Raw genomic sequence first — 16,736 nt, 5'->3', positions numbered from 1 at the left:
GCGCGGGCGAGCGTTTCGTCGAAGCGCTTCGTCGAAACGCATCGTCGAAGCGCATTGTCGAAGCGCTTCGATGATGTTGCGCATCGAGTATTGCCGTCGAACGAATCCCGCGTCAAGCGGTCCGGCGCCCCGCGCCGGCGCCGGTGGGGCGGCGGGCCACGCCCGCCGCGCCAGCACGGTGGACGTCGGCGCTGGTCAGCGCCCGGTCACGCGACCTGGACGCCCGCGCGCAGCACGCGCACCGGCCGCAGCTGCGCGTCGGTGACCACCACGTCCGCGCGCCGCCCGGGCACGAGGCCCCCGACGTCCCGGCGGCCGAGCACGCGGGCCGGCACCCACGACGCCGCCCGGACGGCGTCGACCAGCGGCACGCCGGCCGCAACCGTGGTGCGCACGACGTCGAGCAGGTGCGCCGTGCCGCCGGCGATCGAGCCGCCCTCGGGGTCGCCGGGGTCGGTCAGGCGCGCGACGCCGCCGCGGACGGTCACCGACATCGGCCCCAGCTCGTAGGCGCCGTCGGGCATGCCCGCGGCGGCCATCGCGTCGGTGACGAGCGCGACGCGGTCGGCGCCCAGCGTCGCCATGACGGAGCGGATCGTGGCCGGCGCGAGGTGCACGCCGTCGGCGACGAGCTCGACCACGAGGTCGCCCCGGGCCGCCGCGGCGAGGCACGCCGCGACGGGACCGGGCGCGCGGTGGTGCAGCGGCGGCATGCCGTTGAACAGGTGGGTGGCCGTCATCTCCCGGGCCGGCGCTCCCCCGGCGGCCGCCTCCCGCAGCCCCGCGGCGACCTGCGCCACCAGGGCCTCGGCCTCCTCCGTCGTGCCCACGGTGTGCCCCAGGGACGGGATGGCGCCCGCGGCGACCAGCGCCTCGGCGGCGCCCCCGGGCCCGGCCACGCCCGGCACCTCCGGGGCCACGGTCATCGTGCGCAGGTGCCCGCGCGCCGCCGCGGACAGCTCGCGCACGAACCCGGCGTCGCCGGCCACGAGGTGCTCGGGGCTCTGCGCGCCGCGCCGCTCGTACGACAGGAACGGCCCCTCGGCGTGGATCCCGGCGAGCTCGCCCGCCTCCGCCAGCGCGGCGAGCAGCTCCGCCCGCTCCAGCATCGTGCGTCGGTCGGCGGTGACCAGCGACGCCAGCATCGTCGTCGTGCCGTGCCGCAGGTGCTCCCCCGCCGCCGTGCGCACCTCGTCCGGCGTGGTCGCGTCGGGGAAGCTCGCCCCGCGGCCGCCGTGGTTGTGCAGGTCGACCAGGCCGGGCAGGAGCGTCGTCCCGGGGGTCGGCGCGGACTCGGCGACGGCCGCGGCGACGTCGGGGGCCACCCCTGCGCGCACGACGTCGTCGACGGACCCGACGAGCACGATGCGGTCGCCGTCGAGCACGACGACGCCGTCGTCGACCACCGCGTCCGGGGTCACGACCCGGCCCCGCAGGACGACGGTGCCGGACGGGGAGGGCGTGGGCGTCATGGCGCCATCCTCCCGCACGCCGCTCCCAGCACCGGGCAGCGGCAGGCCGTCAGAAGAGGCGGGACTCGACGTCGTCGACGCCGCGCATGGCGTCGTAGTCGAGCACGAGGCAGGTGATGCCGCGGTCGGTCGCCAGGACCCGCGCCTGCGGCTTGATCTCCTGCGCGGCGAAGACGCCGCGCACGGGCGCCAGCAGCGGGTCGCGGTTGAGCAGCTCGAGGTAGCGGGTGAGCTGCTCGACGCCGTCGATGTCGCCCCGACGCTTGATCTCGACGGCGACGGTGCCCCCCGCGGGGTCGCGGGCGAGGATGTCGACGGGGCCGATCGCGGTCATGTACTCGCGGCGCACGAGGGTGTGCCCGTCGCCGAGCAGGGCGATCTGCTCGGCGAGCAGCTCCTGCAGGTGGGCCTCGACGCCGTCCTTGACGAGGCCGGGGTCGACGCCGAGCTCGTGGCTCGAGTCGTGCACGACCTCGTGCAGCTCGATCTCCAGCCGGTCGTCGGACTTGGCGTGCTGGACCGTCCAGACGGCGGTCACGCCCCGCGCGCGGGCCGCGTCGTCCGGCTCCGCCACCCGCAGCGTGCACGGGGGGCTCATCCAGTTGAGCGGCTTGTAGGACCCGCCGTCGGAGTGCAGCAGCACGCTGCCGTCGGCCTTGACGACGAGCAGGCGGGTGGCCAGGGGCAGGTGGGCGGTCAGGCGGCCCGTGTAGCGGGCCGAGCACTGGGCGACGACGAGGCGCACAAAGCTCCAGCGGTCGATCTGGCGGTCAGGGACGGGACCGGGGTGGGGGTGGGGCCGGCGGCACGAGGACCGCGGCGGGGCGACGGCGCCGGGAGCCGGCGCGTCAGAGCACGAGGTCGCGGCGGCCCGGTGGTGCGGCCTCGAGCCAGGAGGCGAGGCCGGCGTACGCGCCGGACGACATGGACAGCTCGAAGTCCGTCCCGTCGTAGCGACATCGCACCAGGTACTGGTCCGGCTGGCCGGCCTGGTCCAGCGGGACGCGGCCGGTGACCTCGAGCCGCTCGCGCGACCAGGTCCGCGCGGGACGCAGGGCGAGCGACCAGCACCGGTACCAGTCGATGCGCCCGACGGCGTAGTGGGCGATGCCCAGGGTGAACGCGGCGCTCGGGGTGTCCGCCGCCCGGGCGTGGCACGGGAACGAGCCGACCCGGTGCGACAGCGCCCGCAGCCGCCACGCGCCGATCGCCGCCAGGACGGCCAGCAGCGCGATGACGGCGACGGCGACCCAGGCGGCGAACGGCACGGCGGTGAGCCTCAGGCGATCCGGGACTCGGCCGGCGCGACCGGCGCGATGTCGTCGGCGACGATCGTCACGAGGTTGTCGTCCACGGACACGAAGCCGCCGCTGACGTGCACCTCGACGGACTCGCCGTGCGTCGTGCTGACCTTGACCGTGCCCGGGCGCAGCACCGCGAGCAGCGGCGTGTGGTTGGCGAGGATGCCGACCTGGCCGTCGACCGACGGCGCGCTCACCTGGTGGGCCGTGCCCGACCAGACCTTGCGGTCGGTGGCCACGAGGTCCACGCTCAGCTCTGCCACAGGGGTACTCCTCTCGGGGGCGGCGCCCCGGGTGCCGCCGTGCGGCGGACGGCGGGACGCCGTGGGTTGTCCGGCGGCCGGCCGGCCGCTCTGGCGAGCGGCCGGCCGGCCGGGGGGCGTCAGGCGCCGTACTCCTTCTGGATGCGGGCCCAGTTGCGCTCGAGGTCCTCGAGGCCACCGATGTTGTAGAAGGCCTGCTCGGCGACGTGGTCGAACTCGCCCTCGGCGATCTTCTTGAACGCCTCGATGGTCTCCGACAGCGGCACGGTGGAGCCGGCGACGCCGGTGAACTTCTCCGCCATGTACGTGTTCTGGGAGAGGAACTGCTGGATGCGGCGCGCACGCGCGACGATCGTCTTGTCCTCCTCCGAGAGCTCGTCCACACCGAGGATCGCGATGATGTCCTGCAGCTCCTTGTTGCGCTGGAGGATCGACTTCACCTGGGTGGCGACCTCGTAGTGCTCCTGGCCCACGTAGCGCGGGTCGAGGATGCGGGAGGTCGAGGCCAGCGGGTCCACGGCCGGGTACAGACCCTTCGACGCGATCTCGCGGGAGAGCTCCGTCGTCGCGTCGAGGTGGGCGAACGTGGTCGCGGGCGCCGGGTCGGTGTAGTCGTCGGCCGGCACGTAGATCGCCTGCAGCGAGGTGATCGAGTGGCCGCGCGTCGAGGTGATGCGCTCCTGCAGGATGCCCATCTCGTCGGCGAGGTTCGGCTGGTAGCCCACCGCGGAGGGCATGCGGCCGAGCAGCGTCGACACCTCGGAGCCCGCCTGCGTGAAGCGGAAGATGTTGTCGATGAACAGCAGCACGTCCTGCTTCTGCACGTCGCGGAAGTACTCCGCCATCGTCAGGCCGGTCAGGGCGATGCGCAGGCGGGTGCCCGGCGGCTCGTCCATCTGGCCGAACACCAGGGCCGTCTTGTCGAAGACGCCGGCCTCCTCCATCTCGTGGATGAGGTCGTTGCCCTCACGGGTGCGCTCGCCGACGCCGGCGAACACGGACACACCGCCGTGGTCCTGGGCGACGCGCTGGATCATCTCCTGGATGAGGACCGTCTTGCCGACGCCCGCACCGCCGAAGAGGCCGATCTTGCCACCCTGCACGTACGGGGTGAGCAGGTCGATGACCTTGATGCCGGTCTCGAACATCTGGGTCTTCGACTCGAGCTGGTCGAAGGCCGGGGCCTTGCGGTGGATGGGCCAGCGCTCGGTCACCTCGAACTGCTCGCCCTCCTTGAGGTTGAGCACGTTGCCGGTCACGTCGAACACGTGGCCCTTGGTGATGTCGCCGACGGGCACGGAGATCGGGGCCCCGGTGTCGGTGACGACCGCGCCGCGCACCAGACCGTCGGTCGGCTTGAGCGCGATGGCGCGCACCAGCGAGTCGCCGAGGTGCTGGGCGACCTCGAGGGTCAGCGTGAAGGTCTTCTCGCCCTCGCCCTGCGAGGAGAGGTCGATCTCGACCGTGAGGGCGTTGTAGATGTCGGGGATCGCGTCCTCGGGGAACTCGATGTCCACGACGGGGCCGATCACACGCGCGACGCGGCCCACGCCGGGACCGCTCTGGCGCTCGACCGGGGCTTCCACGGTGGTGGCGGTCATTGCTTGCCTCGCTTCGAAAAGGTCGTCTGGGTGTCAGTCTGGTCGTCGCGCAGGGCGAGCGGAAATCCGCTACGCCGACGCGGCGAGGGCGTCGGCACCCGAGACGATCTCGCTGATCTCCTGGGTGATGTCCGCCTGGCGCGCCTGGTTGGCCAGGCGCGTGTAGGTACGGATCAGGTCCTCGGCGTTGTCCGTCGCCGTGTGCATCGCGCGCTGGCGCGAGGCGAGCTCGGACGCCGCCGCGTCCAGCAGGAAGCTGTAGATGCGGCTGCGGACGTACCGCGGCAGCAGCGTGTCGAGCACGACCTCGGGCGACGGCTCGAAGTCGTACAGCGGCGCGGCCTCGCCCTGCTCGGACACGCCCTCCACGACCTCGAGCGGCAGGAGCCGCGCGACCCGGGGACGCTGCGTGACCATGTTGACGAACTGCGTGTAGACCACGTGCAGCTCGGCGACACCGCCGTCGGCGGCGCCCGCCAGGAACCGGCCGAGGAGGGTCTCCGAGATCTCCTCGGCGTCCTCGGCCGACGGGCGCTCCGAGCCGTACGACCACTCGCCGGCGAGCTGGCGCCCGCGGTAGCGGTAGTACGAGATGGCACGGCGGCCCGTGGCGTACAGCTCCACCTGCTTGCCCTCGCGCTCGAGGCGCTCGCGCAGGCGCTCACCCTCGCGGATGATCGCCGAGGAGTACGAGCCCGCCATGCCGCGGTCCGACGAGACGACGAGGATCGCCACCCGGTCGGTGTCGTGGCGCGCGCTCGTGAGCGGGTGCTCGACCGACGCGTGGGTCGCCACCGCGGACACGGCCCGCGTGATGGCCTGCGCGAAGGGCGCCGCCGCCGCGGTGCGCGCACGGGCCTTGCCGATGCGCGACGCGGCGATGAGCTCCTGCGCGCGGAACATCTTCTTCAGCGACTGCGTCGACTTGATCCGCTGCTTGTAGACGCGCTGGGATCCTCCGGCCATGCGTCAGGCCTTCTTGCCCGTGACGATCTGCTCCTGCTCGACCGTCACGTCGACGTCGTCCTGACCGCCGACCAGCGGGGTGCTGTCGCCCTTGACGAACCCGGCGCGGAACTCGTCCACGGCGGCGGCGAGCGCGGCCTCCGTGTCGGCCTCCAGCTTGCCGGTCGTCGCGATGGTCGTCAGCACGTCGGTCTTGCGACGCATGTGGTCGAGCAGCTCGGCCTCGAAGCGCTTGATGTCCTCGATCGGGACGTCGTCGAGCTTGCCCTTGGTGCCGGCCCAGATGGACACGACCTGCTCCTCGACCGGGTACGGGGTGTACTGCGGCTGCTTGAGGAGCTCCATGAGCGCCGCACCGCGGGCCAGCTGGCCGCGCGACGCCGCGTCGAGGTCCGAGGCGAACATGGCGAACGCCTCGAGCGAGCGGTACTGGGCCAGCTCGAGCTTCAGCGTGCCCGCGACCTTCTTCATCGCCTTGATCTGGGCGTCGCCGCCGACGCGGGACACCGAGATGCCGACGTCCACGGCGGGACGCTGGTCGGCGTTGAACAGGTCGGACTGCAGGAAGATCTGGCCGTCCGTGATGGAGATGACGTTGGTCGGGATGTACGCCGAGACGTCGTTCGCCTTGGTCTCGATCATCGGCAGGCCGGTCATCGAGCCCGCGCCCAGCTCGTCGCTCAGCTTCGCGCAGCGCTCGAGCAGGCGGGAGTGCAGGTAGAAGACGTCGCCGGGGTACGCCTCGCGGCCCGGCGGACGGCGCAGCAGCAGCGAGACGGCTCGGTAGGCCTCGGCCTGCTTCGACAGGTCGTCGAAGATGATCAGGACGTGCTTGCCCGAGTACATCCAGTGCTGGCCGATGGCCGAGCCGGTGTACGGGGCCAGGTACTTGAAGCCCGCCGGGTCGGACGCCGGGGCGGCGACGATGGTCGTGTACTCCAGCGCGCCGGCCTCCTCGAGCGCGCCGCGCACGGAGGCGATGGTCGAGCCCTTCTGGCCGATCGCCACGTAGATGCAGCGGACCTGCTTCGTCGGGTCGCCCGACTCCCAGTTGGCCTTCTGGTTGATGATCGTGTCGATCGCGATCGCCGTCTTGCCGGTCTGGCGGTCGCCGATGATCAGCTGACGCTGACCACGGCCGATCGGGATCATCGAGTCGATCGCCTTGATGCCGGTCTGCAGCGGCTCGTGCACCGACTTGCGGGCCATGACGCCGGGGGCCTGCAGCTCGAGGGCGCGGCGGCCCTCGGACTCGATGGCGCCCAGGCCGTCGATCGGGTTGCCCAGCGGGTCCACGACGCGGCCGAGGTAGCCCTCGCCGACCGGGACGGAGAGCACCTCGCCCGTGCGGCGGACCTCCTGGCCCTCCTCGATGCCGGCGAACTCGCCGAGCACCACGGCACCGATCTCGCGCACGTCCAGGTTCTGCGCGAGGCCGAGCGTGCCGTCCTCGAAGCGCAGCAGCTCGTTGGCCATGGCGCCCGGCAGGCCCTCGACGTAGGCGATGCCGTCCGCGGCGTAGGTGACACGGCCGACCTCTTCGGTCGCCGCGCCCGTGGGCTCATAGGACTTCACGAAGCTGTCCAGAGCGGCGCGGATCTCCTCCGGCCGGATCGTCAGCTCAGCCATTGTTCTGCTCCTGTCGTGGCCGCGGGATCGGCGGCCTCACGTTCGTTGTCTGTGCCGGCGGTCCGCGTCGGACGCGGGCCGGCTGTGCCTCGTCGGTTCAGCCGGCCAGCCGGCGACGCGCGTCGGCCAGGCGGGACAGCACGGTGGAGTCGACGACGTCCGCGCCGACCTGGATGCGCAGGCCGCCCAGCACGGACGGGTCCACGGAGACGTTGAGCTGCACGGGCCGGCCGTAGGCACGCTCGAGGAGCGCGCCGAGCCGGTCGGTCTGCGCCTGCGTGAGCACCACCGCGCTGGTGACCGAGGCCACCAGGCGCTTGCGCCGCTCCGCGACGACCTCGCCGATCTCGGTCAGCGCCGCGACGAACCGACGGCCGCGCAGGGCGGTCGTCGCACGCCGGGCGAGGACGACCGTCACGGCGTCCGCCTTGCCGGCGAGCAGCGCGTCGACGAGCGCGGCCCGGCGACGCGGGTCGGACGACGCGTCGGACAGCGCCTCGCGCGCCTCGCGGGCGCCGGCGAGCGCACGCGTGACCCGGAAGAGCTCGTCCTCCACGGACTCGAGCGCGCCGCGGGCCTCGGCAGCGGCGAGCACCGCGTCCACGCCCAGGCGCTCGACGGCGTCGGCCAGGTCCGCCTCGGCCGACCAGCGCGACCGGGCCAGGCCCGCCACGAGGTCGACCACGCGCCCGTCGAAGCCGCCCGCGAGGACGCGCGCCACGACGGCCGCCTTGTCCTCGCCCGGCGTCGACGGGTCGGAGAGCGTGCGGCGCAGGGCACCCGACGAGTCGAGCGCGTCGACGACGGCGAACAGCTGCTCGCCGAGCGTCAGGCCCGCGTCACCCGCGTCGCGCAGCACCGGCTCGAAGCGCTCGCGCGCCGCGGCCAGCGATGCTCCGCTCGTCCCGCGCATCAGCTCTCCTTGCCCGGAGCGGCGGCCGCCGTCTGCGAGGCCTCGAGCTCGTCGAGGAAGCGGTCGACCACGCGCGACTGGCGGGCCGAGTCGTCCAGCGACTCGCCGACGATCTTGGAGGCCAGCTCGGTGGCGAGCTCGCCGACCTCGCTGCGCAGCTGCACGGCGGCGGCCTGACGCTCCGCCTCGATCTGGCGGTGCGCCGTCTCGGTGATGCGAGCGGCCTCCTCGCCGGCCTTGGCGCGCAGCTCGGCCACGATGGCCTTGCCCTCCTCGCGCGCCTCCTCACGGGTCTTGGCGGCGTCGGCGCGGGCCTCGGCGAGCAGGCGCTGCTGCTCCTCGAGGGCCTGGTCCGCGGCCTCCTGGGCCTGGGCCGCCTTGGCGATGCCGCCCTCGATCTTCTCCGCCCGCTCGTCGAGCACCGCCTGCATCCGCGGCAGCACGAGCTTGTAGAACGCGAAGGCGATGATCACGAGCACCACGAGCGACCACACCAGGTCGTACGAGGCGGGCAGGAACAGCTCGAGCCCGTTCGGCTCCTCCGTCTGCGCCACCACCACGGCGGCGCTGGTGTGCGCCGTCATCACTGGAACAGGAAGCCGGCGACGAGACCGAGGAGGGCGAGCACCTCGACGAAGGCGACACCGAGGAACATGGTGGCGCGCAGCTGGCCGGCGACCTCGGGCTGGCGGGCCATGCCCTCGATCGTCTTGCCGATGAGGATGCCGAGGCCGATGCCCGGGCCGGTCGCGGCGAGACCGTAGCCGACCGCGTTCAGGTTGCCCGTGACCTCGGCGAGAGTGGTGACGTCCACTTGCTTTCCTTCCGGTTGGCGTCGGCCCGGTCGGACCGACGTCGGCTGGGTGCGGCGGGCTTCGCAGTGCCCGTCGCGGGGTTCAGGTGGTGCGAGGAGCGCCGCCCGAAGGAGCGGTCAGTGCTCCTCCTCCAGCGACATGTTGATGTAGGCCGCCGCCAGGAGGGCGAAGATGTACGCCTGCAGGAACGCGACCAGCATCTCGAACAGCGTGATGAAGATGCCGCCGCCGAGGGTCAGCACGCCGAAGACCTTCATGCCGCCGCTGGCCTCGAGGAGGAAGAACTGCGTCGCCGCGAAGCAGAGCACGAGCATGATGTGCCCGGCGACCATGTTGGCCACGAGCCGCACCGTGAGCGAGAACGGCCGGATGATCAGCAGCTGCAGCAGCTCGATCGGCGTCAGGATGATGTAGATCGGCCACGGCACGCCGGGCGGGAAGAGGTTGTTCTTCAGGTAGCCGCCGAGCCCGTGCTTCTTGATGCCCACGGCCCAGTAGGTCACGAAGACCCACAGCGCCAGCAGCAGCGGGGTGCCGATGCGCGACGTCACGGCCAGGTTCAGGCCCGTCACGATGCCCGTGAGGTTGAAGGCCAGGATCGTCAGGAAGATCGTGGTCAGCATCGGCACGAACCGCCGGGCGTTCGCCTTGCCGATGACCTCCTCGGCGATCTGCACGCGCACGAAGTCGAGCAGGAACTCGATCGCCGACTGGAACCGGCCGGGCACCAGGCGGGCGCGACGGGCGGCGACGACGAAGACCGTCAGCAGCACGATCGTCGCGACGATGCGGATGATCCAGTGCCGGTCGATCTGGAAGGGCGTGCCCTCGAAGAGGATGGCATGCGGGAAGAAGTCCGCGATCGACGGCGCGTGGAAACCACCCTCACCTTCGTCGGCGGCGAGGAGCAGGGTGTTCACTGACGTGGACAGGAGGACTCCCGTAGGTCAGAGGTCCGAGTCGCCGCAGTGCGGGCACGCCGTCGGACCTGGCCGTCATGGATTCGCCGGTAACTCTACCGGATGTTCGGGGATGCCCCGACCCGGTCCCGCCCGAGTTCAGGCCGGAAAACCGCCCCTTGTGAACAACGGCACGAGCCGTCGGGCGCCGGGGCGCGCCGGGAGCGGGGCCGGTGCAGGCCGGCGGCCCGGGCTCAGGGCTGGACGTAGGGCACGCGGCCGCGCTGCACGGCGCGGTAGTCGAGCAGCGCCGAGCCGATCGCGCCCACGGCGAGCACCGCGATGAGCACCCACCGGTCGTAGAAGTCCTGGCCGCGCAGCACCGCGAGCACCACGACCAGCACGACGATCTTGGCGATCCACGAGCCCATGACCACGGCGCCCGTCGTCGCCGGGCTGGCCCCGACGGTGCGGCCCATCGACCAGATGGTGACCCCGCAGAAGAAGGCCGCCAGGGCGACGCCCACGAGGGCGCCCCACACGCCGGCGGCGCCGGAGACGAGCGCGCCGACGACGACGCCGACGACGGCGAGGACGAGCAGCAGCAGCAGCGTGTCGCGCAGGGCGCGGCGCAGCACGCGGCGCTCCGGCTCGCCCTGGTCGGTGGCGGGCGTGGTGGCGGGCGCGGCGTCGGGCGCGGCGGGCGTCGGGTCCTCGGCGGGCCGGGGGTCGGGAGAGGTCGTCACCGGGGGCGTCCTTCGGTCGTGGTGGGGGTCGGGGTGGAGGTCGGGGCGGGGGTCGGCAGGGAGCCGGTCGGGGCGGGGACGGGGCCGGGCAGGGCGGACGTCGGCAGGAAGGGCGACGGGGCGGCCGGCCCCGGCGCAGCGGGCACGCCGGACGCAGCGGGCACCCCGGTCCCGACAGGCACGCCGGGCTCGCCGGGCACGTCGGCCTCGTCGACGTCCACCGCCCGGGCGCTCGCGGTGGCGACGTCGTCGTCGAGGAACCGCCCGCGCGTGCGCAGCGGGCCGAGCGTGGCGGCCAGCGCGGCGACGACGGCGACGCCGACGCCCGCGAGCACCCCGGTCCAGTGCCACTGCACCAGCGCGGCGGCGCCGAAGGCGAACACCGCCGTCCAGACGTAGAGGATGACGACGGCGCGGCGGTGGGAGTGCCCGATCGCCAGCATGCGGTGGTGCAGGTGCATCCGGTCCGGGTGGAACGGCGACTTGCCGGCGGCGACGCGCCGCACCACGGCCATGCCCATGTCGAGCAGCGGCAGCAGCACGACGGCGATGGGCAGCAGCAACGGGATGATGGCCGGCACGTTCTGCGCCCCGGACGTCGACAGGTCGATCCGGCCGGTCACCGAGATCGTCGCGCCGGCGAACACCAGCCCCAGCACCATCGACCCGGAGTCGCCCATGAAGATCCGCGACGGGAAGAAGTTGTGCGGCAGGAAGCCCAGGCACGCCCCGACGAGCACCGCCATCGTCATCGACGACAGGTCCGAGTAGTCCATGGGGCTCTGCTGGGCGGTCAGCCCGTAGGTGTACAGGAAGAACGCGGCGCCGCCGATGGCGACGATGCCCGCCGCGAGGCCGTCCAGGCCGTCGACGAAGTTCACCGCGTTCATGGCCACGACGATCACCAGGACGGTGACGAACAGCGACATCCGCGACGACGGGATGGCGAGGGTGCCCGGGACCGGCCAGCTCACGAGCTGGACCTGCATGACCGCCATGAAGCCGGCCGCCAGCACCTGGCCGGCCAGCTTGGTCATCCAGTCGAGGTCCCAGATGTCGTCGGCCCAGCCCAGGAGCGCGACGATGACCGCTCCCCCGACGATGCCCCACACCTGGGGCTCGTCGAAGACGCGCTCGAGGAACGGCATGTGCGAGGCCACGAACACCGCCACGACGATGCCGAGCAGGATCGCCAGGCCGCCGGCCCGCGGGGTGGGCAGGGTGTGCACGTCGCGGTCGCGCACCGCCGAGATGGCGTTGGTGCGGCGCGCGAGCCAGCGGGCCGCGGGCGTCGAGAGGTAGGTGACGGCCGCCGCGACCAGCATCAGCAGGACGTACGCCCTCACCCGGCGGCTCCGGCGGGACTCTCGTCGGCCGCGTCACCGGGCGCGGCCGCGGGCTCGGCGGGTCCCGCGGCGTCCGCGGCCGGCTCCTCCCCCGGCCCGAGCACGTCGGGCACCACGGCGCGCAGCGCCTCGAGGTCGATCGCGCCCTGGCGCACCACCCGGAAGGGCGTCACCGTGGCGTCGACGATGGTGGACGCCACCCCGCCGGGCGCCGTGCCGCCGTCGAGGTAGACGGCGACGGCGTCGCCGAGCTGATCGCGCGCGTCGGCGGCGTCGAGCGCCGACGGCTGGCCGGTCCTGTTGGCGCTCGAGACGGCCATCGGCCCGGTGCGGCGCAGCAGCGCCAGCGCTGCCGGGTGGTCCGGCATGCGCAGCGCGACCGTGCCGCGGGTCTCGCCGAGGTCCCACTGCAGCGACGGCTGGGCCCGCAGGATGATCGTGAACCCCCCGGGCCAGAACGCCTCGACGAGCCGGCGCGCGTCGTCCGGCACCTCGGTGGCCAGGCCGTCGAGCGTGCGGGTGTCGGGCACCAGCACGGGCGGGGGCATCTGCCGGCCTCGGCCCTTGGCCGCGAGCAGGGCCGCGACGGCGTCGGCGTCGAAGGCGTCCGCGCCGATGCCGTACACGGTGTCGGTGGGGAGCACGACGAGGCCACCGCGCGAGACGGTGTTGACCGCCTCGTCGAGGGCGGGGCCCCAGCTGTTCGGGTCGGTGACGTCCTGCATGCTGCTCACGGCATCCAGTCTGGCACGGCGGGGGACGCCGCCGGCGCCTCGGGCCGGCGCCTGGCGACCACCATGCGGGGACGCCCGGCGAGGTCCGGGCGGGTCTCGGCCGGGGCGAACGCCGGGCCCGCGCCGTCCCGGACGGCGTCGACCATCCGGCGCGCGGCGGCGTCCTGCACCTCGGCGTGCTCCATGACGTACAGCCCGCCGGGGCGCAGCAGGCGCGCCGCGGCGGCGGTCACCCCGCGCGGCACCTCGAGCCCGTCGGGGCCCAGGCCGTAGAGCGCGACGGCCGGGTCGTGCCCGGCCACCTCGGGGTCGCGGGGCACGGCGTCCGGGGGCACGTACGGCGGGTTGGACACGACGACGTCGACCTGCCCGTCGAGCTCGCGCAGCGCCGTGCGCGCGTCGCCGCGCAGGAGCCGCACGGCGACCCCGGTGGCGCGGGCGACGGCGGCGACGTTGCGCTCGGCCCACCCGTGGGCCGCCGCGTCCAGCTCGACGGCGTGCACCTGCGCCGCCGGCACCTCGGTGGCCACGGCCAGCGCGATCGCGCCGGAGCCGGTGCACAGGTCGACCACGACGACCGGCTCGCCCGCGCGGGCGGCGGCGAGCCGGCGCGCCTCGTCGATCGCCACCTGGGCGACCTGCTCCGTCTCGGGGCGCGGCACGAACACGCCCGGGCCCACGGCGAGCTCGAGGTGGCGGAACGGCGCCGTGCCGACGAGGTGCTGCAGCGGCTCGCGCCGCGCCCGGCGCCCGACGAGGGCGGCGAACGTGGCGGGGGCGTCGCCCGGCAGGGCGGCGTCGAGGACCGCCAGGCGGCGCAGCTCGCCGCGGTCGGCGCCGAGGACGTGCGCCAGCAGCAGCTCCGCGTCGGTGCGCGGCGAGGGCACCCCGGCCGCGGCGAGGCGGGCGGCCGCCCAGCGCACGGCGGCGCCGGCCGTCGGCGGCGCGGGCTCCGTCGCCGGGGACGCCCCGGCCCCGGTGCTCACGCGCCCGCGGCGGCGAGGCGGGCGGCCTCGTCGGCGTCGACGGCGGAGCGGATCACCGGCTCGAGGTCGCCGTCGAGCACCTGGTCGAGGTTGTAGGCCTTGTACCCCGTGCGGTGGTCGGCGATCCGGTTCTCCGGGAAGTTGTAGGTGCGGATCCGCTCCGAGCGGTCCACGGTGCGCACCTGGGAGCGGCGCAGGTCGGCCGCCTCGGCGGCCTGCGCCTCCTGGCGGGCGGCCAGCAGCCGCGCCCGCAGCACGCGCATGGCCTGCTCGCGGTTCTGCAGCTGGGACTTCTCGTTCTGCATCGACACGACGATGCCGGTCGGCAGGTGGGTGATCCGCACCGCGGAGTCGGTGGTGTTGACCGACTGCCCGCCGGGACCCGAGGACCGGAAGACGTCGATGCGCAGGTCGTTCGGGTCGATCTCGACCTCGCCCGGGTCGTCGACCTCGGGGAAGACCAGCACGCCCGCCGCGGAGGTGTGGATGCGTCCCTGGCTCTCGGTCACGGGCACGCGCTGCACGCGGTGCACGCCGCCCTCGTACTTGAGGTTCGCCCACACGCCGTCGGCCGGGTCCTCGACCGAGCGGGCCTTGATGGCCACCTGGACGTCCTTGTAGCCGCCCAGCCCCGACTCGGTGGACTCCAGCACCTGCGTGGACCACCCGCGGCGCTCGGCGTACCGCAGGTACATGCGCAGCAGGTCCCCGGCGAACAAGGCCGACTCCTCGCCGCCCTCCCCCGCCTTGATCTCGAGGATGACGTCGCGCCCGTCGTCCGGGTCGCGCGGCACGAGCACGCGGCGCAGGTGCTCCGCGGCATCGGCCTCGGCCGCCCGCAGCGCGGGCAGCTCGGCGGCGAGCTCGGCGGCGTCGTCGCCGCCCAGCTCGGCCAGCTCGGCGGCGGCCTGCGCGTCGTCGCGCGCCGCCTCGAAGGCGCGGTAGGCGCCGACGACGCGGTTCAGCTCCGCGTACCGCCGCCCCAGCGTCCGCGCGCGGCCGGCGTCCGCGTGCACGGCGGGGTCGGCGAGCGCGCGCTCGATCTCGGCGTGCTCGGCGAGCAGCGGCCGGACGGCGGCGAAGGGGTCGGTCACGTGGGCTCCGTGGGTGGCTGAGGTTTCCCGGGACGGTGCTCGAACTGGTGCGCGGGCTGGTGCTCGGGCGGGAGCCCGGGCAGGTGTCCGGGCAAAGCAACAGCGCCGGTGGTCCGGCCTCCGACTGCCCCTGGAGAGGTTGTCGGGCGGACCACCGGCGCTGCGGGGTCGCTACTTGCGCTTGCCGTAGCGGGCCTCGAACCGGGCCACGCGGCCACCGGTGTCGAGGATCTTCTGCTTGCCCGTGTAGAACGGGTGGCAGGCGCTGCACACGTCGGCGCTGATGACGCCGGACTGCTCGGTGCTGCGGGTGACGAACTCGTTGCCGCAGGTGCACACGACCTTCGTCACGACGTACTCGGGGTGGATACCGGACTTCATGGATGCTCCTCGTGGTGGTGCCTCCGGGTCGCCCCGCTGACTGCGGGCCGTGAACCGGATGGCCGACGGGTCATTCTGCCAGAGCGCGCCGCCGCCGCGGAAATCGCGGCGGCGGCGCGGCCCGGCGGGCTGTGCGGGAGGTCAGATCGTCTCGCCCGCGCGCTGGTCGGACAGGCTGCTCGGCGTCGTCTTCTGGACCTCGAGCAGGAACTCGACGTTCGTGCGGGTGTCCTTGAGCTTGCCGAGCAGCAGCTCGATGGCGTGCTGCTGGTCCAGCGCGCCGAGCACGCGGCGCAGCTTGTAGACGATGCCCAGCTCGTCCTTGGACATGAGGATCTCCTCGCGACGGGTGCCGGACGCGTTGACGTCCACCGCCGGGAAGATCCGCTTGTCGGCGAGGTTGCGGGACAGGCGCAGCTCCATGTTGCCCGTGCCCTTGAACTCCTCGAAGATCACCTCGTCCATCTTCGAGCCCGTCTCCACGAGCGCCGAGGCAAGGATGGTCAGCGACCCGCCGTTCTCGATGTTGCGGGCGGCGCCGAAGAACTTCTTCGGCGGGTACAGGGCCGCGGCGTCGACACCGCCGGACAGGATGCGGCCGGACGCCGGGGCGGCGAGGTTGTAGGCGCGCGACAGGCGGGTCAGCGAGTCGAGCAGCACGACGACGTCCTGCCCCAGCTCCACGAGGCGCTTGGCGCGCTCGATGGCCAGCTCCGCGACGACCGTGTGGTCGGACGCCGGGCGGTCGAACGTCGAGGCGATGACCTCGCCCTTGACCGTCCGCTCCATGTCCGTGACCTCTTCGGGCCGCTCGTCGACCAGCACGACCATGAGGTGGACCTCAGGGTTGTTGTTCGTGATGGCGTTGGCGATCTGCTGCATGATGATCGTCTTGCCGGCCTTGGGCGGCGCGACGATGAGGCCGCGCTGGCCCTTCCCGATCGGCGCGACGATGTCGATCACGCGCGGCGTGAGACGGGTGGCCTCCGGGTTCTCCAGGCGCAGGCGCTCCTGCGGGTACAGCGGCGTGAGCTTGGTGAACTCCGGGCGCTGACGGGCCTGCTCCGGCGACATGCCGTTGACGGAGTCGAGGCGCACGAGCGCGTTGAACTTGCTGCGCGCGTTCTTGCCCTGCGGCGGCTCCTCGCCCTCGCGCGGCTGGCGGACGGCGCCGACGACGGCGTCGCCGCGGCGCAGGCCGGCCTTCTTCACCTGGTTGAGGCTGACGTAGACGTCCTTCTCGCCCGGCAGGTAGCCGCTCGTGCGCACGAAGGCGTAGTTGTCGAGGATGTCGAGGATGCCGGCGACGGGCAGCAGCACGTCGTCCTCGCGCACCTCGATGTCCTCGAGCCCGGCGACGTCGGGCTGGCCGCCGCGGCTCCGGCCCCGCTTGCGGTCGCGGCCGCGGTCACGGCCCCGGCGGCGGCGCGAGCCGCCCTCGCGGTCGTCGTCGCGGTCGTCGCGGCGGTCGTCGCGGCGGTCCTGGCGGGCCGGGCGCTGCGCGCCGCCGTCCTGCTGACCCTGCTGGCCGGCACCGGCGGGCGCGCCGTTCTGCGCGGCCTGCTCCTCGCGGGCGCCGCCGTCGCGGCG

General features: G+C 73.6%; 18 protein-coding genes. All 18 read right to left on the bottom strand.

Annotated elements, in window-relative coordinates; genetic code table 11:
• Positions 1 to 206: 206 nt before the first annotated feature.
• Complete coding sequence (locus tag GSF02_RS09105; protein WP_159794944.1) at positions 207 to 1,472, bottom strand: N-acetylglucosamine-6-phosphate deacetylase; 1,266 nt, start codon at positions 1,470 to 1,472, stop codon at positions 207 to 209.
• 49 nt (positions 1,473 to 1,521) lie between these two features.
• The gene (gene nucS, locus GSF02_RS09100) at positions 1,522 to 2,217 is read right to left on the bottom strand and encodes an endonuclease NucS (protein ID WP_159794941.1); all 696 of its coding nucleotides are present in this window, start codon (positions 2,215 to 2,217) and stop codon (positions 1,522 to 1,524) included.
• 103 nt (positions 2,218 to 2,320) lie between these two features.
• Entirely contained in the window at positions 2,321 to 2,740 is a 420-nt protein-coding gene (locus GSF02_RS09095; protein WP_159794938.1) for a DUF2550 domain-containing protein, read from the bottom strand.
• Positions 2,741 to 2,751: 11 nt separating this feature from the next.
• The gene (locus tag GSF02_RS09090) at positions 2,752 to 3,036 is read right to left on the bottom strand and encodes a F0F1 ATP synthase subunit epsilon (RefSeq protein WP_159794936.1); all 285 of its coding nucleotides are present in this window, start codon (positions 3,034 to 3,036) and stop codon (positions 2,752 to 2,754) included.
• 119 nt (positions 3,037 to 3,155) lie between these two features.
• Positions 3,156 to 4,637: a F0F1 ATP synthase subunit beta gene (gene atpD, locus GSF02_RS09085; protein ID WP_159794934.1), complete on the bottom strand. Its 1,482-nt coding sequence runs from the start codon at positions 4,635 to 4,637 to the stop codon at positions 3,156 to 3,158.
• Positions 4,638 to 4,706: 69 nt separating this feature from the next.
• The gene (locus GSF02_RS09080; protein ID WP_159794932.1) at positions 4,707 to 5,603 is read right to left on the bottom strand and encodes a F0F1 ATP synthase subunit gamma; all 897 of its coding nucleotides are present in this window, start codon (positions 5,601 to 5,603) and stop codon (positions 4,707 to 4,709) included.
• A gap of 3 nt (positions 5,604 to 5,606) precedes the next feature.
• A complete protein-coding gene (atpA, locus tag GSF02_RS09075; RefSeq protein WP_159794930.1) occupies positions 5,607 to 7,232 on the bottom strand; it encodes a F0F1 ATP synthase subunit alpha in 1,626 nt (541 codons plus the stop codon).
• 97 nt (positions 7,233 to 7,329) lie between these two features.
• Positions 7,330 to 8,145, bottom strand: a complete 816-nt coding sequence (locus GSF02_RS09070) for a F0F1 ATP synthase subunit delta (RefSeq protein WP_159794928.1) — start codon at positions 8,143 to 8,145, stop codon at positions 7,330 to 7,332.
• Positions 8,145 to 8,729 carry a F0F1 ATP synthase subunit B gene (locus GSF02_RS09065; RefSeq protein ID WP_159794926.1) on the bottom strand — a complete coding sequence of 195 codons (585 nt, stop codon included), beginning with the start codon at positions 8,727 to 8,729 and terminating at the stop codon, positions 8,145 to 8,147. The genes GSF02_RS09070 and GSF02_RS09065 overlap by 1 nt, the downstream gene beginning before the upstream one ends.
• Positions 8,729 to 8,959 (bottom strand): ATP synthase F0 subunit C, encoded by a 231-nt coding sequence (locus GSF02_RS09060; RefSeq protein ID WP_159794924.1) that lies wholly within the window; start codon positions 8,957 to 8,959, stop codon positions 8,729 to 8,731. The genes GSF02_RS09065 and GSF02_RS09060 overlap by 1 nt, the downstream gene beginning before the upstream one ends.
• Before the next feature lie 117 nt (positions 8,960 to 9,076).
• A complete protein-coding gene (atpB, locus tag GSF02_RS09055; protein WP_408003881.1) occupies positions 9,077 to 9,880 on the bottom strand; it encodes a F0F1 ATP synthase subunit A in 804 nt (267 codons plus the stop codon).
• Positions 9,881 to 10,113: 233 nt separating this feature from the next.
• Complete coding sequence (locus GSF02_RS09050; RefSeq protein ID WP_328799011.1) at positions 10,114 to 10,605, bottom strand: hypothetical protein; 492 nt, start codon at positions 10,603 to 10,605, stop codon at positions 10,114 to 10,116.
• Complete coding sequence (locus GSF02_RS09045) at positions 10,602 to 11,951, bottom strand: glycosyltransferase family 4 protein (protein ID WP_159794922.1); 1,350 nt, start codon at positions 11,949 to 11,951, stop codon at positions 10,602 to 10,604. Before GSF02_RS09045 ends, GSF02_RS09050 begins: the two co-directional genes overlap by 4 nt.
• Positions 11,948 to 12,676 (bottom strand): L-threonylcarbamoyladenylate synthase, encoded by a 729-nt coding sequence (locus GSF02_RS09040; RefSeq protein WP_159795077.1) that lies wholly within the window; start codon positions 12,674 to 12,676, stop codon positions 11,948 to 11,950. Before GSF02_RS09040 ends, GSF02_RS09045 begins: the two co-directional genes overlap by 4 nt.
• Positions 12,677 to 12,681: 5 nt before the next feature.
• Positions 12,682 to 13,608, bottom strand: coding sequence for a peptide chain release factor N(5)-glutamine methyltransferase (gene prmC, locus GSF02_RS09035; RefSeq protein ID WP_159795075.1), 927 nt, complete (start codon positions 13,606 to 13,608; stop codon positions 12,682 to 12,684).
• A gap of 59 nt (positions 13,609 to 13,667) precedes the next feature.
• Positions 13,668 to 14,765, bottom strand: a complete 1,098-nt coding sequence (prfA, locus tag GSF02_RS09030; protein WP_159794920.1) for a peptide chain release factor 1 — start codon at positions 14,763 to 14,765, stop codon at positions 13,668 to 13,670.
• A 171-nt stretch (positions 14,766 to 14,936) separates the two neighbouring features.
• A complete protein-coding gene (rpmE, locus tag GSF02_RS09025) occupies positions 14,937 to 15,146 on the bottom strand; it encodes a 50S ribosomal protein L31 (RefSeq protein WP_159794918.1) in 210 nt (69 codons plus the stop codon).
• Positions 15,147 to 15,287: 141 nt separating this feature from the next.
• A partial coding sequence (gene rho, locus GSF02_RS09020) for a transcription termination factor Rho (RefSeq protein WP_235915467.1) occupies positions 15,288 to 16,736 on the bottom strand: 1,449 nt, incomplete at its 5' end.

Source organism: Puerhibacterium puerhi (assembly GCF_009846865.1).
Lineage (GTDB): Bacteria > Actinomycetota > Actinomycetes > Actinomycetales > Cellulomonadaceae > Puerhibacterium > Puerhibacterium puerhi.
This window is presented reverse-complemented; position numbering and strand designations above follow the sequence as displayed.

Bases quoted from the DNA above. Each gene is read 5' to 3' on its own strand.
- atpA (WP_159794930.1), bottom strand. From the start codon at position 7,232: ATGGCTGAGCTGACGATCCGGCCGGAGGAGATCCGCGCCGCTCTGGAC.
- GSF02_RS09080 (WP_159794932.1), bottom strand. From the start codon at position 5,603: ATGGCCGGAGGATCCCAGCGCGTCTACAAGCAGCGGATCAAGTCGACG.
- GSF02_RS09065 (WP_159794926.1), bottom strand. From the start codon at position 8,729: ATGACGGCGCACACCAGCGCCGCCGTGGTGGTGGCGCAGACGGAGGAG.
- GSF02_RS09105 (WP_159794944.1), bottom strand. From the start codon at position 1,472: ATGACGCCCACGCCCTCCCCGTCCGGCACCGTCGTCCTGCGGGGCCGG.
- GSF02_RS09070 (WP_159794928.1), bottom strand. From the start codon at position 8,145: ATGCGCGGGACGAGCGGAGCATCGCTGGCCGCGGCGCGCGAGCGCTTC.
- rpmE (WP_159794918.1), bottom strand. From the start codon at position 15,146: ATGAAGTCCGGTATCCACCCCGAGTACGTCGTGACGAAGGTCGTGTGC.
- GSF02_RS09040 (WP_159795077.1), bottom strand. From the start codon at position 12,676: ATGCAGGACGTCACCGACCCGAACAGCTGGGGCCCCGCCCTCGACGAG.
- atpD (WP_159794934.1), bottom strand. From the start codon at position 4,637: ATGACCGCCACCACCGTGGAAGCCCCGGTCGAGCGCCAGAGCGGTCCC.